Raw genomic sequence first — 17,417 nt, forward strand, 5'->3', positions numbered from 1 at the left:
ATCATCATCCTGATCGCTCTGTTTACCTGATATTTCTGAGGCTTGTGCCTCTGCCGCTTCTGCCTCTGGTGGAAGCGGCGTTTTTATTTGAACCGGCTGTTAGTTACATTGAGGTGACTAGTAGTCCGTCATCGCGAGCAAGCTCGCTCCTACAGTGGATCTGTGGTGAACATGAGTTTGTGCACGCCACAGATCAAATGTGGGAGCGAGCTTGCTCCGGGCGGCGTTCCGACGAAGGCGCCAGACCAGACACAACAGATCTGCCTACTCGATCGGCGTATCGGCAAACACCCGCAGCCCCTCGGCATATTCGGTAAATTCACTGATCCGTGGAAACCGCCCGACCTCCACCTGTTCCGGCACCACCAGGTTGGTAAAACTCCAGGCCACCGCCAGGGTAATCCCGTCCTGAGCAATCGAGCCGTCGGTTTTCAGCGGCTGCTTCTCCAGCTCCCGCTCCAGTACCGAATAGGCCGCCGCCAATTGTTCTTCGACCCGTTCCACCCAGGGTTCGAATTGAACATGAGCCGGCCGCAGCGTGCGTTCGTAGTAAATCTGCACGGATTTCTCGCAGGCCACCAACCCCAGACCGATCAGGCGCAACGCGCGCAGTCGTTGATCGAGGCCGCCCGGCATCAAACTCTTCCCAGGGGCGGCCAAGGCTTCGAGGTATTCGATGATCAGCGTCGAATCCATCAACACTTCACCGTCATCCAGCACCAGCGTCGGCGCCTTGACCACCGGGTTGATCTGGCGGAATTGCTCGAAGTGCCGAAACACCGAGACCGCCTGATGTTCCAGGTCTATTCCCAGGCATTTGGCAGAAATGGCGACGCGCCGCACATAGGGCGAATCCAGCATGCCGATCAATTTCATTGAACCTCTCCTTCGATGGCCATTGCGCGATGGACATCCTTAGCTTAGCGTCAGCGCACTGCAACCGTAGGGTGTGAAGGCGGCCCGCGTAAATTCAAGCTCTCAAACGCATGCAAACCGCATAAATGTGCCACGCCTGACTCGCGTGGCGCAGCCGTTTGTCTTCTCTATACAGCCGCTCGATGGAATTTCTTGCTATAAACGCACTCCGATAACCACCGCATAGCCTGCCATATAGCACTTTCGGGGCTTTGTCGGACGAATTCGCTGTCTTTTCAGTTGCTGAGGCCTCAAGTCGGCCTTAGACTGCCGCCCCTCGTAAATTGAGTGCCGGGTGGCGCTTGGAACAATTGGCGCCTTTCCGAGGACCGACCGAGGTCCGCCGGAACGCTCCCTAATTCGCCTTAATGCACGTTTTTTTATAGAGATATCAATGACAAAGGACAAGTTGCTGGCCATGCCGGCGGATGACTACATGAATGCCGAGCAACATGCTTTTTTCTCCGAGCTGTTGCAGAACATGAAAGTCGAAACCCATGAGCGCATTGAACAGAACCGCATCGCCATCGAGAGCCTGGACACCCCGGCCGACCCGGCTGACGCTGCTTCTGTCGAAGAAGAGCGCACCTGGCTGGTGAACGCGATCGATCGCGACCAGCGCATGCTGCCTCAGTTGGAACAGGCGCTGGAACGCATCAAGGAAGACAGCTTCGGCTGGTGCGACGACAGCGGCGAGGCCATTGGCCTCAAGCGCCTGCTGATCAGCCCGACCACCAAGTACTGCATCGAAGCTCAAGAGCGTCACGAGCAGATCGACAAGCACCAGCGTCAGGCCTGATTCAGTAGCGCGATTCAGTAGCGCCCCCATCGCGGGCAAGCCCGCTCCCACAGGTTCAATGCAACCTTGTGGGAGCGGGCTTGCCCGCGATGCTTTTCGACGTCTTCGAAAAACCCCGCGCACTTCTATTGATCTGCTGCAACGCCCACTACTAATGGACCATGGATAATGGCCCAGTGGTGGCGTTTAATGCGGACACAACAATCAGAAGACACCTGGGGTGACAACGATGACGCGAGACGGGTCTCTGGCCGCGGCGGTGCCTGCAGCCGTACTTCTGCCGAAAAACCAGTGGCTGACGCCCACCCTGCAAAGCATCGCCCTGATGCTCCTCTTGTGTGGCATGGCCCTGGGCGGCTGGTCGCTCTACCTCGGCCTGCCATTGGCCGTGCTGATTATCTGGCTGCCGCGCCTGCGCTCGCGCCCGATCCCTCAAGCCCCTGCCGACAACGGCGACGCCATCGCCGGGTTGACTCGCGACCTGTCCTATACCACCAGCCATAACGCACTGTCCGCCGCCGGCGTGGCCTATTCGGTCAAGCAACTGGCCGAGAAACTGCAGTCGCAGCTCAGTGCCGCGGCGCAGATTGTCAGCAGCGCCGAAGTGATGATCGTCACCGAACAAGCCACCTCGACCCTCAGCCGGCAGGCCCTCAGCGCTGCCAGCGAGGCTCACCGAAGCAGTGCGGCAGGGCGTACGGAGCTGATCGAGTCCATCGCCCGCATGCACCAACTCAGTCAGCGCGCCAACAATAGCCGGGAGCTGATCGAAGCCCTGAGCCTGCGCAGCGACGATATCCAGCGGGTGACCCTGGTGATCCAGTCCATCGCCAGCCAGACCAATCTGCTGGCCTTGAATGCTGCCATCGAAGCGGCGCGGGCCGGGGAGCACGGTCGTGGTTTTGCGGTGGTGGCCGATGAGGTTCGCGGTCTGGCGGCGCGCACGGCGACGGCGACCGGCGAAGTCGGGGAGATGGTCGCCGATATCCAGCAACGTACCGCGCAAGTGGTGGAGCAGATCCGCCAACTGTCCATCGATCTCGACAGTGGCGTCGAACAGGTCGAGCATACGGGGCAGCATCTGCAAAATATCGCGCGTCTGGCGGCGGGCGTCGAAAGCCAGGTCGGGGATATCGCCAAGGGCACGGACACCAACCGCGAGCAACTGGACAGCCTGTTCCATGCCATCGAGCAGATGCGCAGCGACCTGGCGATGAGCGACGAGCAGACCCAGCGCCTGGCCAAGGCGGCCGTGCAAATGGAAGGTCAGGCCGAAAGCATCAGCGAGCGCCTCGCCGAAGTCGGGCTGGATGACTATCACCAGCGCATTTATGACCTGGCCCGTGAAGGCGCGAAACAGATTGCGCTGCGTTTCGAAGCGGATATCGACGAGGGCCGGATCAGCCTCGACGACCTGTTCGATCGCAACTACCAGACGATTCCCGGCACCCGCCCGGCCAAGTTCCAGACCCGCTTCGATCGCTACACCGATCAGGTGTTGCCGGCCATACAGGAACCGTTGTTGAAAGGCCATGAGGGGCTGGTATTCGCCATAGCCTGCACGCAGCAGGGCTACGTGCCGACCCATAACAACGTATTCAGCCAGGCGCTTACCGGGGATGCCCAGGTCGACAGCCTGCAAAACCGTACCAAGCGCAAGTTCGCCGACCGCACCGGGATCCGCTGTGGCAGCCATCAACAGGCCGTGCTGCTGCAGACCTATACCCGCGACACCGGTGAGCTGATGCATGATCTTTCGGTACCGATCATGCTCAAGGGCCGGCATTGGGGTGGACTGCGTCTGGGCTACAAGCCGCAGAGCCCTCGCTGAGAACACGTATGCTGCCTTTGTAGGAGCAAGCTCGCTCCTACAAGTGTTTATTGTTACAGTTTGAGTAACGAAGCTGTACGACAGCGTTGCTGTTTCCCCGGAAATGAACTCGTTAACATGCCTACATAGTTAGGTTGCTAATGAAATTCGAGGGGTCAGCAATGCAGTGCAGAGTCGATGTGGCTGTCATGATTGGCAGCGGTGTGCCCGCCAGCTTGCGTGCGATGGGCCAAAGTGTCTGCTGGGTGGTACTGCTCGATGGTGAACGCCGCGGGACGGCATTCTCCAGTCGCGAAGAGGCGCAGGCGTGCAGGGCTGTCTGGCTGGCGCAATTGAACGCCGGAACACCCGACAGCCTGCATTGAACCGGCGGCTAGTGTACCTGGTGCATGCGCAGGTTGAGGTCGTCGACCACCCGCGCCCAATCCGCGTCTTCGCGCAATTGCTCTTTCAGGAAGCCGGCTTGCTGCGGCGTCCAGAACTCGGCATCGATGAGTTTCTTATCATCGGCCAGCGGCGAATGGCTGGCGATGAAATCGTCGATGGCCTTCTCGGTGGAGTCCAGGCCGAGCTGGTCGAACAAGCCTTTCAAGTCATGCGTAGGTGAATCCATCTTCATCTCCTTGCTGGTCACGCGGATGCGAGATCTGAGGTGCGGCTTCATTGCATCTGAGGGAGCCGCGCTTCAGGAGTTCGATAGCGATGTTCGAAAGCAGGAATGAGCATAGACTGCAAACCGGCGATCAGGCTTTCAAGGCGCCTTCATCGACGGCAAGCTTCAGGGCCTTGGCGGCATCCTGGGCTGCGATCGCGGCGACGTCGGAGGTCTTGAACCAGCGATCTTTCTCGACCTGGTGATAGGTCACGGTGGTCAGTGGTGGTTTGGCGCGCATGATAATGACTGCCTGGAATTCGCCTTCGACTTCTCTGGCTTCGCCCCGGATAAAAAATTCACCGATATCAAATTCCGTCACGTAGCCGCCTTCCCTTGGAAATATTATGGTGTGTCGAACGCCGCCCGCCCTGGGGATGCGGTTCGTCTGGTCGGCCAGTATGGCAGTAGTTGCCTGCCGGCGGCTGAGTTAAGTCGCCGGCATGACGAAACGTCTATAGGGCTGAAGGTCGCAGACGTCAACTACGCGACTCAAGGGAGCGGGCGAGGGCGCAGGCTTCGTTATGGTCGCCGCGGAAACCTCTTACATGGCCCGTTGAGATTTCCTTGATATGGAAGAAGGCGTTACCCGCCAGAACCACTTGGAACCGCGGCGCGACAAGGTCTGGCGCGGGGAAGCCGTGGGGCTGGAACACAGCCGGGTGTCGGGGTTTGAGCCCGCTTTTGCAGGATGGCTGAGGTTGGGCGAAGTGAGTCAGTGTGCACATGGGAAGTCCTTTTCGTTGTTTTGCCGACGTGTGTACTGCGTTTTGAGTAGTCTGGATGAGCATCGCTGCTCTAGAATCACCATCATTGGTGAGTGATTGATGGTTATCTAAAGCAATTTTTTGCTGGTGATATGTAAGAAAAGTGCTTTTTTTTTAGCGTTTTTTCCCTAAAGTTAGTAATCCGGTTTTTCTGGCCGTCAGCAGGGCGTTTTCCTTCAACCTCTGACGAACGACAGGCAGGGCGGCGCGAGTGACATTCCAGTAGTCTTCTCTCGCCTCGCCGAAGACGAGCGCTTCGCTCGTCCTCAGGATTTCAACCGGGCCATTTGGCTAAACCCTCGGCATTGCCGCTTTTTTTTCTGCTGTGCGCTTTTTCCGTGTGCGGCATCATTTTCAGATGTGGGGATGTTTCCTTGGCAGTAAGTAATCTCGATATGCATGCCTTGTTCGTGTTGGGTGATTTGCGCGCAAAACTGGTTAAACAGTTTCAGTCACGTTTCGTTTACATCACCGAACAGAACGCTGAAGGCATTTACATTGCCGAAATCGATACCGAGTCAGCGCTGGTGGTGGACGACAAGCCAGGGCTCAAACTCAAGGTCGGCGATCATTTCAGCGCCGCCGTACTGCCCAGTCGCGAAGGCGGCAAGCTGGACATCAAGTTCCGCGAAATCAAACTGACGGTGTATGGGTTGGGCGATTACGCCTACGTGACCAGCGCCGATGGCCACGGGATCCTGTTCAAGGAAGGTCACAGCGTGGTGATGGTGTTCGCTGCCCATCAACAGTTGCAGGAAGGCCTGACCAAGACCCTCAAGGCCGTTACCCGCAAGGCTGCCACGTGGCGCAAGGGTGAACTGGTGACCTTCAAGGCCAGCGAGTAAGGCTCTCGAAAGCAGGAACCTCTACTACAGTCAGTTGACTGAGTATTCAGAGGCTTTGCGGTCTTCTGCCAGGCCATCCTGCCATTGCTGTGAACAGCGCGAGGTGCAAAACCATGAACGGATTTCGACGGCTGCTGGCCGCCACCCTGGTCGCGTTCGGTGTGTTGGCTTCACCCGTTCCGGTGATCGCTGCCCAGGCGCCGATCCATTTTGCCGACCTGAACTGGGAAAGCGGCAGCCTGATCACCGACATCCTGCGGATCATCGTCGAGAAGGGCTATGGTTTGCCGACCGATACCTTGCCGGGGACGACCATCACCCTGGAAACCGCCCTGGCCAATAATGATATCCAGGTGATTGGTGAGGAATGGGCCGGTCGCAGTCCGGTGTGGGTCAAGGCCGAGGCCGAAGGCAAAGTGGTGAGTCTGGGCGACACGGTCAAGGGCGCCACCGAAGGCTGGTGGGTGCCGGAGTATGTGATCAAGGGCGACCCGGCCAAAGGCATCAAGCCGCTGGCGCCGGACCTGCGCAGTGTCAGCGACCTGCCCAAATACAAGGGCGTGTTCAGCGACCCGGAAACCCCGGGCAAGGGGCGATTCCTCAACAGCCCGATCGGCTGGACCTCGGAAGTGGTCAACAAACAGAAGCTCAAGGCGTACGGCCTGGATGACAGCTATGTGAATTTTCGCAGCGGCTCGGGGGCGGCACTGGATGCGGAGATCAGTTCATCGATTCGCCGCGGCAAGCCGGTCCTGTTCTATTACTGGTCGCCGACGCCATTGCTTGGGCGCTTCAAGCTGATTCAACTGCAAGAGCCGCCATTCGATGCCGAAGCCTGGAAAACCCTGACCGACGCCGATCATCCGAACCCGAAACCGACGCGCTCGCTGGCCTCGAAGCTGTCCATCGGCGTGTCCACGCCCTTCCAGAAACAGTATCCGCAGATTGCCGAGTTTTTCAGCAAGGTTGATTTCCCGATCGATCCGTTGAACAAGGCGTTGGCCGAGATGAGTGAAAAACACACCCCGCCACGGCAGGCGGCGGAGGCGTTCATGAAGGCGTATCCGGAGGTGTGGCGGGCGTGGGTGCCCGAGGATGTGGCGGATAAAGTGGCTGCAGAGTTGAAATGATGGGGTGAGGCTCAGAGCAGCTTTACCGCCGTCGATCTCGAATGCCCTTACAAAATCGTTCAAGGAAGTTCATCCTGCTGCGACATTTTACGCTGGACGTCTGAACATGAGCCTGATTATTGCGCAATGGATGGCTGCCATCTTCCTGTTGATCAGCCTGATCCACCTGTACTGGGCGGCGGGGGGCAAGTTGGGCAGCGAGGCCGCAGTGCCCCGAGTGCCCGGGGAGGGCGGCGGGGAATCCAGGCCGGCGTTCAAGCCTTCTGGCTTTGCCACGCTGCTGGTGGCGGTCGGCTTGCTGCTGATCGCGATGCTGGTGTGCCTGCGGGTCGGGCTGTATCTGCCCCGGGTGCATCATTGGTCGCTGCAATGGGTGATCAGCGCCATCGCGATGCTGGTGTTCGCTCGGGCCATCGGCGATTCGAATCTGCTGGGGTTCTTCAAGCAGGTCAAGGATTCGCGGTTTGCCCGGTTGGATACCTGGGCTTATTCGCCGTTGTGCGTGGTGTTGGGGGCCGGATTGTTGGCAGTGGCCTGGATCTGAGTTGCCCCGACTTGCTCGCGAAGAGGCCAGACCAATCAACACAAACCTTGAATTCAACCCCCGCTTTCCGTACGCCGGCTGCTCACCTCAGCCGGCACATCATCCCCCGCCATGCGCTTGCGGAACAACGCCGCCCGGGCCAGCAGCAAGGTGGTCACCGGTACCGTGATCGCCAGCAGGACCGGGATCAGCCAGGCATGCAGCACCGGCGCGGACTTGAGCGCGGAAAAGTAAATGATCGAGGCCAATGCCGCGCACCACGCGCCGAGTGTCGAGGCCAGGGCCGGCGGGTGCATGCGCTGGAAGTAATCCTTCATCCGCAGCAGGCCGACGGCGCCGATCAGCGCGAACAGGCTGCCGAGCACCAGCAGGATCGCCACCGGAATCTCCACCCACAGCGATAACTCCATATTCATTCGATCACCTCGCCACGCAGCAGGAATTTGGCCAGGGCAAACGAGCCGACGAAGCCGAACAGGGCGATCAGCAACGCCGCCTCGAAGTAGGTGTCACTGGCATAACGAATGCCCAGGGTCAGCATCATCAGCATGGCGACGATGTACAGGTAATCCAGGGCCAGGACCCGGTCCTGGGCAGACGGCCCCTTGAACAGCCGGATCAGGGTCAGCACCATCGCCAGGGAAAAGATGAACAGGCTCAGCAGGATCGCGTTCGACAGCAGCGGGCTCATTCGAAGATCTCCATCAAGGGGCGCTCGTAGGTCGCCTTGAAGTGCTGGATGAACAGCGCTTCGTCATCCAGATCGAACACGTGCAACAACAGGATGCTGCGATCCAGCGCCAGTTCCGACCAGACGGTGCCCGGGACCACGGTGCAGATCATCGACAGGGCCGCCAGGCCGTTGGCATCGCGCAGGTCCAGGGGCACCTTGATGAAGCGCGAGCGCGGTGGGCGGCGCCCGGCGTTGAGCACGCCCCAGGCCACGACGAGGTTGGACACCAGCACGTCGCGCCCGACCAGCAGGAACAGGCGCAGGATCACCCCGGGGCGACGAGTGCGGATCGGTAGCGGACGCAGTTTGCGCATCATCAACGGCGCACAGAACCCCAGTGCCGCGCCCAACAGCAGATTGCCGGGACTCATCGACAGGTTCAGCACCAGCCACAACACCCACAGTGCCAGGGACAACCACGGCGCGGGAAACAGACGCTTCATGGTTGCACCTCCGCGAGCGCGGTCTTGGCTTCGGGACCTGGAGTCGCACGCGTTCCAAGCACCGCCATCACGTATTGTTCCGGGTTGTTCAGGGCATCAGCGGCAGCCTGGGTGTAGCGCAGCAGTGGCTCGGCCTTGAACGTGAGCGCGATGCTCAGGCCCAGCAGCGCGATGATCGGCACGCATTCGAAGCGACGCAGCAAGGGTGAGGGCCGTTCTTCAGGGGTCCAGAAACGCTGGATGCCCAGGCGCGAAAAGGCAATCAAGGAGGCCAGCCCGGAGATAATCAGCAGCGCCAGCAAGCCCCACGCCGCGTTCGACACCGGTACTTCGCCGGAATGACCCAGGCCCAACGGGTTGAGCAGGGCACTGAGCAGGCCGAGTTTGCCGATGAAACCGGAGAGCGGCGGCATGCCGATGATCAGTAGCGAGCAGGCAATGAAACTCAAGCCCAGGAACGCCATGGTCCAGGGGATCACCTGGCCGACCACGGCTTTCTGTTCATCGTCGAGGTTGATGCCTTTGGGTGGCTGCAGGGATTCCAGCGGCCGTGGCAGCAGTTCACCGTCATCGAACAACGGCATTTCATTGGCTGAACGCGAACGCTCGATCAGCTCGGCCAGCAGGAACAATGCGCTCAAGGCCAGGGTCGAGCTGACCAGGTAGAACAGTGCCGCACCGATCAGGTTGGGCTGGGCGAACCCTGTGGCCGACAGCAGGATCCCCGCCGACACCAGAATGCTCAGGCTGGCCAGGCGCTCCAGGCGTTGCGCGGCGAGGATTGCCACCGCCGCACAGACGATGGTCGCCATACCGCCGTAGATCAGCCAGTCGCCGCCAAAGTACGCCGACGCGCCGGCCTGGCCGGAGAACAGCAGGGTCCACAAGCGTAGCAGGGTGTAGACGCCGACCTTGGTCATGATCGCGAACATTGCCGCCACCGGTGCGCTGGCAGCGGAGTAGGCCGGGACCAGCCAGAAGTTCAGCGGCCACATCCCGGCCTTGGCCAGGAACGCCACGGCGAGAATCGCCGCGCCGGCATGCAGCAGGCCGCGATCGGCTTCGGGCACCAGGGGGATTTTCAGCGCCAGGTCGGCCATGTTCAGGGTGCCGGTGACGCCGTAGATCAGTGCCGCGCCGATCAGGAACAGCGACGAAGCCAGCAGGTTGATCGAAATGTAATGCAGCCCCGCCGACACCCGCGACCGGCCCGAACCGTGGAGCATCAGGCCGTAGGAGGCGGCCAGCAGCACTTCGAAGAACACGAACAGGTTGAACAGGTCCGCCGTCAGGAACGCGCCATACAGGCCCATCATCTGGATCTGGAACAGCGCGTGGAAGCTCGAGCCGGCGCCGTCCCAGCGGGCCATCGCGAACAGCAAGGCGCTGACGCCGATGATCCCGGTCAGCACCAGCATCAGCGCCGACAGGCGATCGACCACCAGCACGATGCCGAACGGCGCCTGCCAGTTGCCCGGCAGGTACACGCCGATGGAGCCGGGCACGCCGGTGTCCTGGGTCCATTGCAGCAACAGCACGGCGATGCCCAGGCCCACCAGGCTGGAGAACAGGTTGATCTTGGCTTTCAGCGGCCGGTGTTTCTCGCCCAGCATCAGCATCACCGCGGCGGTCAGCAGCGGCAGCAGAATCGGGGCGGCGATCAGGTGCGGCATCAGGTTCATTCTTTAGGCTCCCGGCCATCCACATGGTCGGTACCGGTCAGGCCTCGGGACGCGAGCAGCACCACCAAAAACAGCGCGGTCATGGCGAAACTGATCACGATCGCCGTCAGCACCAGCGCTTGCGGCAAAGGGTCGGTGTAGTGCAGCAGGTCCTGCGGCACGCCGTCCTTGATGATCGGCTCCTTGCCTATGAACAGGCTGCCCATGCTGAAGATGAACAGGTTGACGCCGTAGGACAGCAGGCACAGGCCCATGACCACCTGGAACGTCCGTGGGCGCAGGATCAGCCAGACGCCGGACGCGGCCAGTACGCCGATGGCGATTGCGATGACTTCTTCCATCAGACGGCTCCTTCGGTGGCGACGGCTCGGGGCAAGGCAGCGGTCTTGTGACCCCGTACCGATTGGTGGGCGAGGGCGGTGAGGATCAACAGGGTCGAACCGACCACCACGGCGTACACGCCAATATCGAAGAACAGCGCGCTGGCGATGTGAATGTCGCCGAACACCGGCAACGCGAAATGCCAGGTGTGGGTGGTCAGGAACGGATACCCGACCGCCATCGCCCCGAGCCCGGTCACGGTGGCAAACAGCAGCCCGGTGCCCATCCAGCGCAGGGGACGCAGGCTCATTTGCGCCTCGACCCACTGGGTGCCGGCGACCATGTACTGCAGGATGAACGCCACCGACATCACCAGGCCCGCCACGAAGCCGCCGCCCGGTTGATTGTGGCCGCGCATGAACAGGTAGACCGACACCACGAAGGCAATCGGCAACAGCAGGCGCACGAGCACCGCCGGCACCATCATGAAACCGAGCGCGGTGTCGCTGGCATGACGCGGGTTGACCAGGTCGGTGACCACGTCAGACGCAAGCAGGCGCTGCTGGGCCGGCAACTGCAGGCTTTCCTTCGGTGGGCGGAAGCGTCGCAACAGGGCGAACACGGTCAGGGCCACGGCCGCCAGCACGGTGATTTCGCCAAGGGTGTCGAAACCTCGGAAGTCCACCAGCATCACGTTGACCACGTTGCTGCCGCCGCCTTCGGGCAGGGCGCGACTGAGGTAGAACGAAGAAATATCGTTCGGGGTCTGGCGCGTCAGCATGGCGTAGGACAGCAGCGCCATGCCGCCACCGACCGCGATCGACAGCAGCAAGTCGCGCAAACGGCGAATGCGTGCCTTGCGCAGCGTGCTCGGCAGCGGTGACACCTCTTCGATCCGCCGTGGCAGCCAGCGCAGGCCCAGCAGGATCAGCACTGTGGTCACCACTTCGACCACCAGTTGCGTCAGCGCCAGGTCCGGCGCCGAGAACCAGACGAACGTGATGCACGTCATCAGGCCGCAGACGCTGACCATGGTCAGGGCCGCGAGCCGGTGATACTTGGCCTGCCACGCCGCGCCGAGGGCGCAGGCAATCGCCAGCAGCCACAGGGTCACGAACACGATCGAACCCGCAATCTTCGGGCGGTCGCCCCAGCTCAGGCTGCTGTGGAGCATCGGGATCAGCCCGGCCAGCACGGCGACGAACACCATCAGGAACAGTTGGGTCTGCAGGCGCTTGGTACTGATCCGCCGCTCCAGGCGCCGGGTCAGGCGCATCATGGTCACCAGGCTGCGCTCGAACAGGCGCTTGCCGTTGAACCGGCCAATCAGCGGCGGGTACTTGAAGCGCCCGCGCTTGAGTTGATTGCGCAGCAACAGGTAGAGGACGATGCCGCCGGACATGGCGACCAGGCTCATGATCATCGGCGCGTTCCAGCCGTGCCAGATCGCCAGGCTGTATTGCGGCAAGACGCCGCCCACGACGGGCTGCGCGGCGGCGGCCAGCAACGGACCGACCACTTGCGCCGGGAAAATCCCTACGATCAGGCAGGCAAACACCAGCAACTCCACCGGCGCGCGCATCCAGCGTGGCGGTTCGTGCGGGGTGTGGGGCAGGTCGGTGGCGGTCGGGCCGAAGAACACATCGACCGTGAAGCGCAGGGAATAGGCGACGCTGAACGTGCCGGCGATGGTCGCGACGATCGGCAGGGTCAGCTCGATCCAGGCCGTGGCGTTGATGAACACGGTTTCGGCGAAGAACATCTCCTTGGAGAGGAAGCCATTGAGCAACGGTACACCGGCCATCGAGGCACTGGCGACCATGGCCAGGGTGGCGGTGAACGGAATCAGCTTGACCAGGCCGCTGAGCCGGCGAATGTCGCGGGTGCCGCTTTCGTGGTCGATGATCCCGGCGGCCATGAACAGCGAGGCCTTGAACGTGGCGTGGTTGAAAATGTGGAACACCGCGGCCACGGCGGCCAGCGGACTGTTCAGCCCCAACAGCAGGGTAATCAGGCCCAGGTGGCTGATGGTCGAATAGGCCAGCAGGCCCTTGAGGTCGTTCTGGAACATCGCGCAGTACGCGCCGAGCAGCAGGGTGCAGGCCCCGGCGCCGCTGACGATGTAGAACCATTCTTCGCTGCCGGACAGCGATGGCCATAGCCGTGCAAGCAGAAACACCCCGGCCTTGACCATGGTCGCCGAGTGCAGGTAGGCCGAGACCGGGGTCGGTGCTGCCATGGCATGGGGCAGCCAGAAGTGGAAGGGGAATTGCGCGCTTTTGCTCAAGGCGCCGATCAGGATCAGGGGCAGCAGGACAGGGTAGAGGGCATGTGCGCGAATCAGCTCGCCGGCGGCCAGGACCTTGTCCAGGTCATAGCTGCCGACCACATGGCCAAGCAGCATGACCCCCGCCAGCAGGCACAGACCGCCGGCGCCGGTGACCATCAGCGCCATGTAGGCGCCGCGCCGTGCATCGGCGCGGTGGTGCCAGTAACCGATCAGCAGGAATGAAAAGAGGCTGGTCAGCTCCCAGAAAAACACGATCTGGATCAGGTTGCCGGAGATCACCAACCCGAGCATCGCGCCCATGAACGCCAGGAAAAACGCGAAGAACCGCGGCACCGGATCGTCCGGCGACATGTAGTAGCGGGCGTACAAAGAGACCAGGGTGCCGATCCCCAGCACCAGCATCGAGAACAGCCAGGCGAAACCGTCCATGCGCAGCACGAAGTTCAGGCCCAGGCTGGGCAACCAGAAGAATTCTTCGCGAATCACACCGCCATCGGCGATTTGCGGGAACAGCAAGGCCACCTGGATGGTGCCGATGAGGGCAACCAGGCCAGCCAGCAAGGATTCGGTGTTACGCGCGTTGTGTGGCAGCACGGCTGCCAGACAGCTGCCGACGAAGGGCAGAAGCAGTAGAACTATCAGGGACATAGGCTTCTAATCTGCGGAAGTTTGTGAAGCATCATACGTGCCAGTCCCCGGATCGCCAAACACCAAGCTGTCGCAGAATCCTACAAGGTTGACGGATAAATCCTGTCTTTCATTGTTTCGCAGGTCTGTATTCAGCGGGTCTGGCCCCTTCGCGAGCAAGCTCGCTCCCACAGGTTCCGCCTGTGTTCACGCCATTGTGTGACAACACAGAATCCATGTGGGAGCGAGCTTGCTCGCGAAGACTTTCTACCAGACGCTACAAATCCAGAAACTTAACCCTGGATTTCCTGCTCCATCTCTTTCTCAGCCGCAACAACCTTCCCCTTGGTCTTCAACTCACTGACAATCACCGCCGCCACAATCAACCCCGCCCCCAGCAACGCAATCGCGGGCAAGCGCTCCCCGGCAATCCGCCCGACAATCCCGGCCCACACCGGCTCACCGGCATAGATCAAGGTAGCCCGGGTGGGCGAAACGCTTTTCTGCGCCCAGTTCATCGCCACCTGGATTGCCGCGCTGGCCGCACCCAAACCCAGCGCGCTGCACAACAGCAACCAGGAAAAATCCGGAATCATTTCCTGGGTCGGCACCACCATCAGGAACGCCAGTACCGACGTCACCGCCAGTTGCACCACCGTCACCCGGCGCACATCGACTTGGCCGGCATAGGTGCTGATCAAGATGATCTCTGCCGCAATCGCCACGGCGCTGATCAACGTGGCGATTTCACCCGGGCTGAAATTGAACGAAGCGCCGGCAGGCCCGGACAGCAACATCAACCCGGTAAACGCCAGCATGATCCCGATGCTTGGCATCAACCCCGGACGCCGTCCCAGCACCAGCCATTGCAGCAACGGCACAAAGGGCACGTACAGCGCGGTAATGAAAGCCGACTGACTGCTGGGAATACTCTGCAAGCCCACGGTCTGCAAGCCATAACCGAGCATGATCGCCACGCCGATGAAGGCCCCGGCCTTGAGTTCGAACAGGGTCAGGTGCCGCAGGTGCCGCCAGGAGAACAACGCGACAATGATCGCCGCCGCGGCAAAGCGCAGGCCGACGAAGAACATCGGCCCGCTGACGGTCATCGCATGCTGGACCAGCAAAAAAGTACCGCCCCAGACCATGGTGATCAGCACCAGCACGCACTCGGCTTTGCTGAACCGTGAGAAACGGGAAGAAACCTGGGAGGAGTTCACCGACGTCATGACCTTGCGCGCTACCTGAGGGCGACGCACAATGCGTCGAATGTTGCGCAGTATACTGCCCAACCCCACCAAGTGAGCAATATAGTGCACAAAGATTCAACGCAGCGGGCTTCGGTCCTTCAGCATGTCAGCCTGAATGTTCGGCGACTGCGCCATGCCGCCGACATGAGCCAGACCGCGCTGGCCGAAAAGTCAGGGGTCAGCCGGCGGATGCTGGTGGCCATCGAGGCTGGCGAGAAAAATGTCAGCCTGACCACCCTCGACCGCGTAGCCGAAGCCCTGGACGTTGCATTCAGCGACCTGATCCAGGCCCCGGACGCCCGCGACCCCAGTCGCATCAACGAAGTGGCCTGGGCCGGGACGATTCCCGGCAGCAAAGCCGTTTTGCTGTCCAAGGCCACCGCCACTCGCGAGGTGGAGCAATGGGAATGGTGCCTGCAACCGGGCGAAATTTACCCGTCGCAACCGGATGCCGATGGCTGGAGCGAACAGATCTACGTATTCGAAGGCTGCCTGACGTTGATGCTCGGCGACACCCCTCACGAGATTGCCGCCGGTGAGTTCTATATGTTTGCCAGCAACCAGCCCCATGCCTATCGCAACGACGGGGCGGTGGCTGCGCGGTTCATCCGGAACGTGGTGATCTGATCGTTTGCCGATCAACACCTGATACACAGCCGATAGCACACACGTCCCCCTGTAGGAGCGAGCTTGCTCGCGATAAACCCGAGAGCGCGGCGCAGTGTCAGGCACCCAGCGTTATCGTTGACGACCATCGTCGGAACGCCGCCCGGAGCAAGCTCGCTCCTACAGGTAGTCGGCGTTGTGCGTCCTACTTTGGTACTGCTTGATGAACCTTCCATGGGTTTGGCGCCTATTATCGTCCAGGAGATTTCGACATAGTCATGCAGCTCGTCAGCAGCGATGGGTTGTTGGCTCGGGGCGACTTGTACGATTCAATTCAGGCAAACACTGACCAGCGAGAACGGCATGAGCGAACCCCAAAGCGGACCGGTAACCGACGCCCTCCGCAATGCAGACATCCTGATCGTCGGCGGCGGCCTCAGCGGCGCGATGCTGGCGGCGCAATTGTTACGCCTGCCCGGGAAACGATCGGTGCTGGTGATCGAACCCCGTGCCGAACTGGGCCGGGGCGAGGCGTATAGCGCGGTCGAGTTGGGCCATACCCTCAACGGCAACGCGGCGCGCATGAGCGTCGACCCGGACAACGCCGACGACCTGACCCAATGGTTGACCGAATTCATCGCGGCAGGTGGCTGGCCGGAGTCTGACGAGCAGCATGTGCCGGTCAGCGAATTGTTCCCGCCCCGGGGGCTTTTCGGGATTTATGTGCAGCAACGCCTGGCGCAAGCGCAAGCGGTGGGGGCCTTGAACGGTTCGACGGTCGAGCATGTGCGGGCCGAGGTGGTCGACTTGCAGATGCTGGACGATTCGGTGCGGCTGACCCTGAGTGACGGGCAACGCTTGCAGGGGACTTATGCGGTGTTGGCGACGGGCATGTTCCCCGCCGCGCGTACACCGCAGACCGAATCCAGCGGCTTGAACGCTGCGGCACTCGACCCGTGGGATGTTGCTGCCATGCGTCAGCTCGATCCGCAGTCGACGGTGCTGATCATCGGCTCGGGCCTGACCATGGTCGATGCCGTGGTGTCGCTGGAGCAGGCCGGGCATCGCGGGCCGATCGAAGTGTTTTCGCGCCATGGGCTACTGCCGCATGTGCGTCGACAGCCGCCGGCCTGGGCAGACTTTCTTGCCGAGGACCCGAGCATTCGCACGCCGCGACAGCTGGTGCGCGAATTGCGTCGGCATTGCCGGGACGCCATCGCCCAGGGCATCGACTGGCAGGCGCCGCTGGATACGGTGCGGGCGCACATCGGCCGGCTGTGGAATCAGGCGACGGACGTGCAGCGTCGGCAGTTCGTGCGGCATGTGCGGCCCTGGTGGGAGAGTCATCATCACCGTTCACCGCCGTTGAGTGCCGAACTGGTGGCGCGGCTGCACGGGGAAGGGCGGTTGCGGATTCAGGCGGCGTCGTTCAAGGGGCTGGAGCCGTCTTCGGGCAGTGAAGTGAGCATTCGCATTCGTCGTCGTGGTGAAGCTGAAACTGTGGTGTTCAGTGGTGCGGCGTTGATCAACTCCAGTGGTATCGAATACGACTGGCGACGGGTGGCGCGGCCGCTGCCCCAACAGTTGCTGGCTCGCGGGCTGGTACGGCCGGGGCCGTTGGCGTTGGGGATTTCGGCCGAGGTTGATGGTGCGGTGGTGGGCGTTGATGGTCAGGTTGCCAGTCGACTGTTTGCCATGGGGCCGCCGTTGCGTGGGATGTGGTGGGAGAGTACGGCGGTGACGGATGTGGCGAGTCAGGCCAAGGCTCTCGCCGCTCGACTGGTGACTGGCGGGTAGAGGCCCGGTTTTTGGGCAAGACACAGATCACCCTGTAGGAGCGAGCTTGCTCCGGGCGGCGTTCCGACGATGGGCGTCAACGATGACGCGGGCTGTCTGAATGCCCGCGTTTGCCCGCGTTGTCTGGAAGTCCATCGTCGGAACGCCGCCCGGAGCAAGCTCGCTCCTACAGGGGGGCTGTATCA

19 protein-coding genes are annotated in these 17,417 nt (G+C 61.5%); 8 read left to right on the forward strand and 11 right to left on the reverse strand.

All coding sequences use genetic code 11. The features are described 5' to 3' along the window. Positions 1–264: 264 nt before the first annotated feature. Positions 265–876: a glutathione S-transferase family protein gene (locus PMA3_RS10820; protein WP_064677139.1), complete on the reverse strand. Its 612-nt coding sequence runs from the start codon at positions 874–876 to the stop codon at positions 265–267. Between the two features lie 433 nt (positions 877–1,309). On the opposite strand from PMA3_RS10820, the gene PMA3_RS10825 reads away from it, so the two are divergent. The 3 genes from PMA3_RS10825 (at position 1,310) to PMA3_RS10835 (ending at position 3,910) form a co-directional block, all read left to right on the forward strand. Then, positions 1,310–1,714: a TraR/DksA family transcriptional regulator gene (locus tag PMA3_RS10825; protein ID WP_007907888.1), complete on the forward strand. Its 405-nt coding sequence runs from the start codon at positions 1,310–1,312 to the stop codon at positions 1,712–1,714. A gap of 607 nt (positions 1,715–2,321) precedes the next feature. Beyond that, complete coding sequence (locus tag PMA3_RS10830) at positions 2,322–3,545, forward strand: methyl-accepting chemotaxis protein (protein ID WP_420848689.1); 1,224 nt, start codon at positions 2,322–2,324, stop codon at positions 3,543–3,545. 161 nt (positions 3,546–3,706) lie between these two features. Continuing rightward, positions 3,707–3,910, forward strand: a complete 204-nt coding sequence (locus PMA3_RS10835) for a hypothetical protein (protein ID WP_064677141.1) — start codon at positions 3,707–3,709, stop codon at positions 3,908–3,910. 8 nt (positions 3,911–3,918) lie between these two features. On the opposite strand, the gene PMA3_RS10840 is transcribed toward PMA3_RS10835, so the two are convergent. From PMA3_RS10840 to PMA3_RS33050, 3 genes are all read right to left on the reverse strand, one after another. Beyond that, positions 3,919–4,158, reverse strand: coding sequence for a DUF2789 domain-containing protein (locus PMA3_RS10840; protein WP_064677142.1), 240 nt, complete (start codon positions 4,156–4,158; stop codon positions 3,919–3,921). A gap of 130 nt (positions 4,159–4,288) precedes the next feature. Further along, positions 4,289–4,519 carry a hypothetical protein gene (locus PMA3_RS10845; protein WP_064677143.1) on the reverse strand — a complete coding sequence of 77 codons (231 nt, stop codon included), beginning with the start codon at positions 4,517–4,519 and terminating at the stop codon, positions 4,289–4,291. 157 nt (positions 4,520–4,676) lie between these two features. Continuing rightward, positions 4,677–4,925, reverse strand: a complete 249-nt coding sequence (locus PMA3_RS33050; RefSeq protein WP_082930294.1) for a hypothetical protein — start codon at positions 4,923–4,925, stop codon at positions 4,677–4,679. 434 nt (positions 4,926–5,359) lie between these two features. On the opposite strand from PMA3_RS33050, the gene PMA3_RS10850 reads away from it, so the two are divergent. The 3 genes from PMA3_RS10850 (at position 5,360) to PMA3_RS10860 (ending at position 7,483) form a co-directional block, all read left to right on the forward strand. After that, positions 5,360–5,809, forward strand: a complete 450-nt coding sequence (locus PMA3_RS10850; RefSeq protein WP_191626326.1) for a hypothetical protein — start codon at positions 5,360–5,362, stop codon at positions 5,807–5,809. Positions 5,810–5,922: 113 nt separating this feature from the next. Then, positions 5,923–6,939: an ABC transporter substrate-binding protein gene (locus PMA3_RS10855; protein WP_064677144.1), complete on the forward strand. Its 1,017-nt coding sequence runs from the start codon at positions 5,923–5,925 to the stop codon at positions 6,937–6,939. A 106-nt stretch (positions 6,940–7,045) separates the two neighbouring features. Beyond that, positions 7,046–7,483 carry a DUF3995 domain-containing protein gene (locus PMA3_RS10860; protein ID WP_064677145.1) on the forward strand — a complete coding sequence of 146 codons (438 nt, stop codon included), beginning with the start codon at positions 7,046–7,048 and terminating at the stop codon, positions 7,481–7,483. Positions 7,484–7,536: 53 nt separating this feature from the next. On the opposite strand, the gene PMA3_RS10865 is transcribed toward PMA3_RS10860, so the two are convergent. From PMA3_RS10865 to PMA3_RS10895, 7 genes are all read right to left on the reverse strand, one after another. After that, positions 7,537–7,899 (reverse strand): Na+/H+ antiporter subunit G, encoded by a 363-nt coding sequence (locus PMA3_RS10865; RefSeq protein ID WP_064677146.1) that lies wholly within the window; start codon positions 7,897–7,899, stop codon positions 7,537–7,539. Next, entirely contained in the window at positions 7,896–8,174 is a 279-nt protein-coding gene (locus PMA3_RS10870) for a K+/H+ antiporter subunit F (RefSeq protein WP_045060409.1), read from the reverse strand. The genes PMA3_RS10865 and PMA3_RS10870 overlap by 4 nt, the downstream gene beginning before the upstream one ends. Further along, entirely contained in the window at positions 8,171–8,659 is a 489-nt protein-coding gene (locus PMA3_RS10875) for a Na+/H+ antiporter subunit E (RefSeq protein ID WP_064677147.1), read from the reverse strand. Before PMA3_RS10875 ends, PMA3_RS10870 begins: the two co-directional genes overlap by 4 nt. Further along, complete coding sequence (locus PMA3_RS10880; RefSeq protein WP_064677148.1) at positions 8,656–10,341, reverse strand: monovalent cation/H+ antiporter subunit D; 1,686 nt, start codon at positions 10,339–10,341, stop codon at positions 8,656–8,658. The genes PMA3_RS10875 and PMA3_RS10880 overlap by 4 nt, the downstream gene beginning before the upstream one ends. After that, positions 10,338–10,682 carry a Na+/H+ antiporter subunit C gene (locus tag PMA3_RS10885; protein ID WP_007986256.1) on the reverse strand — a complete coding sequence of 115 codons (345 nt, stop codon included), beginning with the start codon at positions 10,680–10,682 and terminating at the stop codon, positions 10,338–10,340. The genes PMA3_RS10880 and PMA3_RS10885 overlap by 4 nt, the downstream gene beginning before the upstream one ends. Continuing rightward, positions 10,682–13,600, reverse strand: a complete 2,919-nt coding sequence (locus PMA3_RS10890) for a monovalent cation/H+ antiporter subunit A (protein WP_064677149.1) — start codon at positions 13,598–13,600, stop codon at positions 10,682–10,684. The genes PMA3_RS10885 and PMA3_RS10890 overlap by 1 nt, the downstream gene beginning before the upstream one ends. A 272-nt stretch (positions 13,601–13,872) precedes the next feature. After that, positions 13,873–14,898 (reverse strand): DMT family transporter, encoded by a 1,026-nt coding sequence (locus PMA3_RS10895; protein WP_064677150.1) that lies wholly within the window; start codon positions 14,896–14,898, stop codon positions 13,873–13,875. Between PMA3_RS10895 and PMA3_RS10900 the strand changes: the two genes are divergently transcribed. Beyond that, positions 14,893–15,456 carry a helix-turn-helix domain-containing protein gene (locus tag PMA3_RS10900; RefSeq protein ID WP_064677151.1) on the forward strand — a complete coding sequence of 188 codons (564 nt, stop codon included), beginning with the start codon at positions 14,893–14,895 and terminating at the stop codon, positions 15,454–15,456. The two genes, PMA3_RS10895 and PMA3_RS10900, sit on opposite strands and share 6 nt — an antisense overlap. A 342-nt stretch (positions 15,457–15,798) precedes the next feature. Further along, complete coding sequence (locus PMA3_RS10905; protein WP_064680670.1) at positions 15,799–17,232, forward strand: FAD/NAD(P)-binding protein; 1,434 nt, start codon at positions 15,799–15,801, stop codon at positions 17,230–17,232. The last annotated feature ends 185 nt before the right edge of the window (positions 17,233–17,417 follow it).

Origin of the sequence: Pseudomonas silesiensis, assembly GCF_001661075.1 — a bacterium.
Lineage (GTDB): Bacteria > Pseudomonadota > Gammaproteobacteria > Pseudomonadales > Pseudomonadaceae > Aquipseudomonas > Aquipseudomonas silesiensis.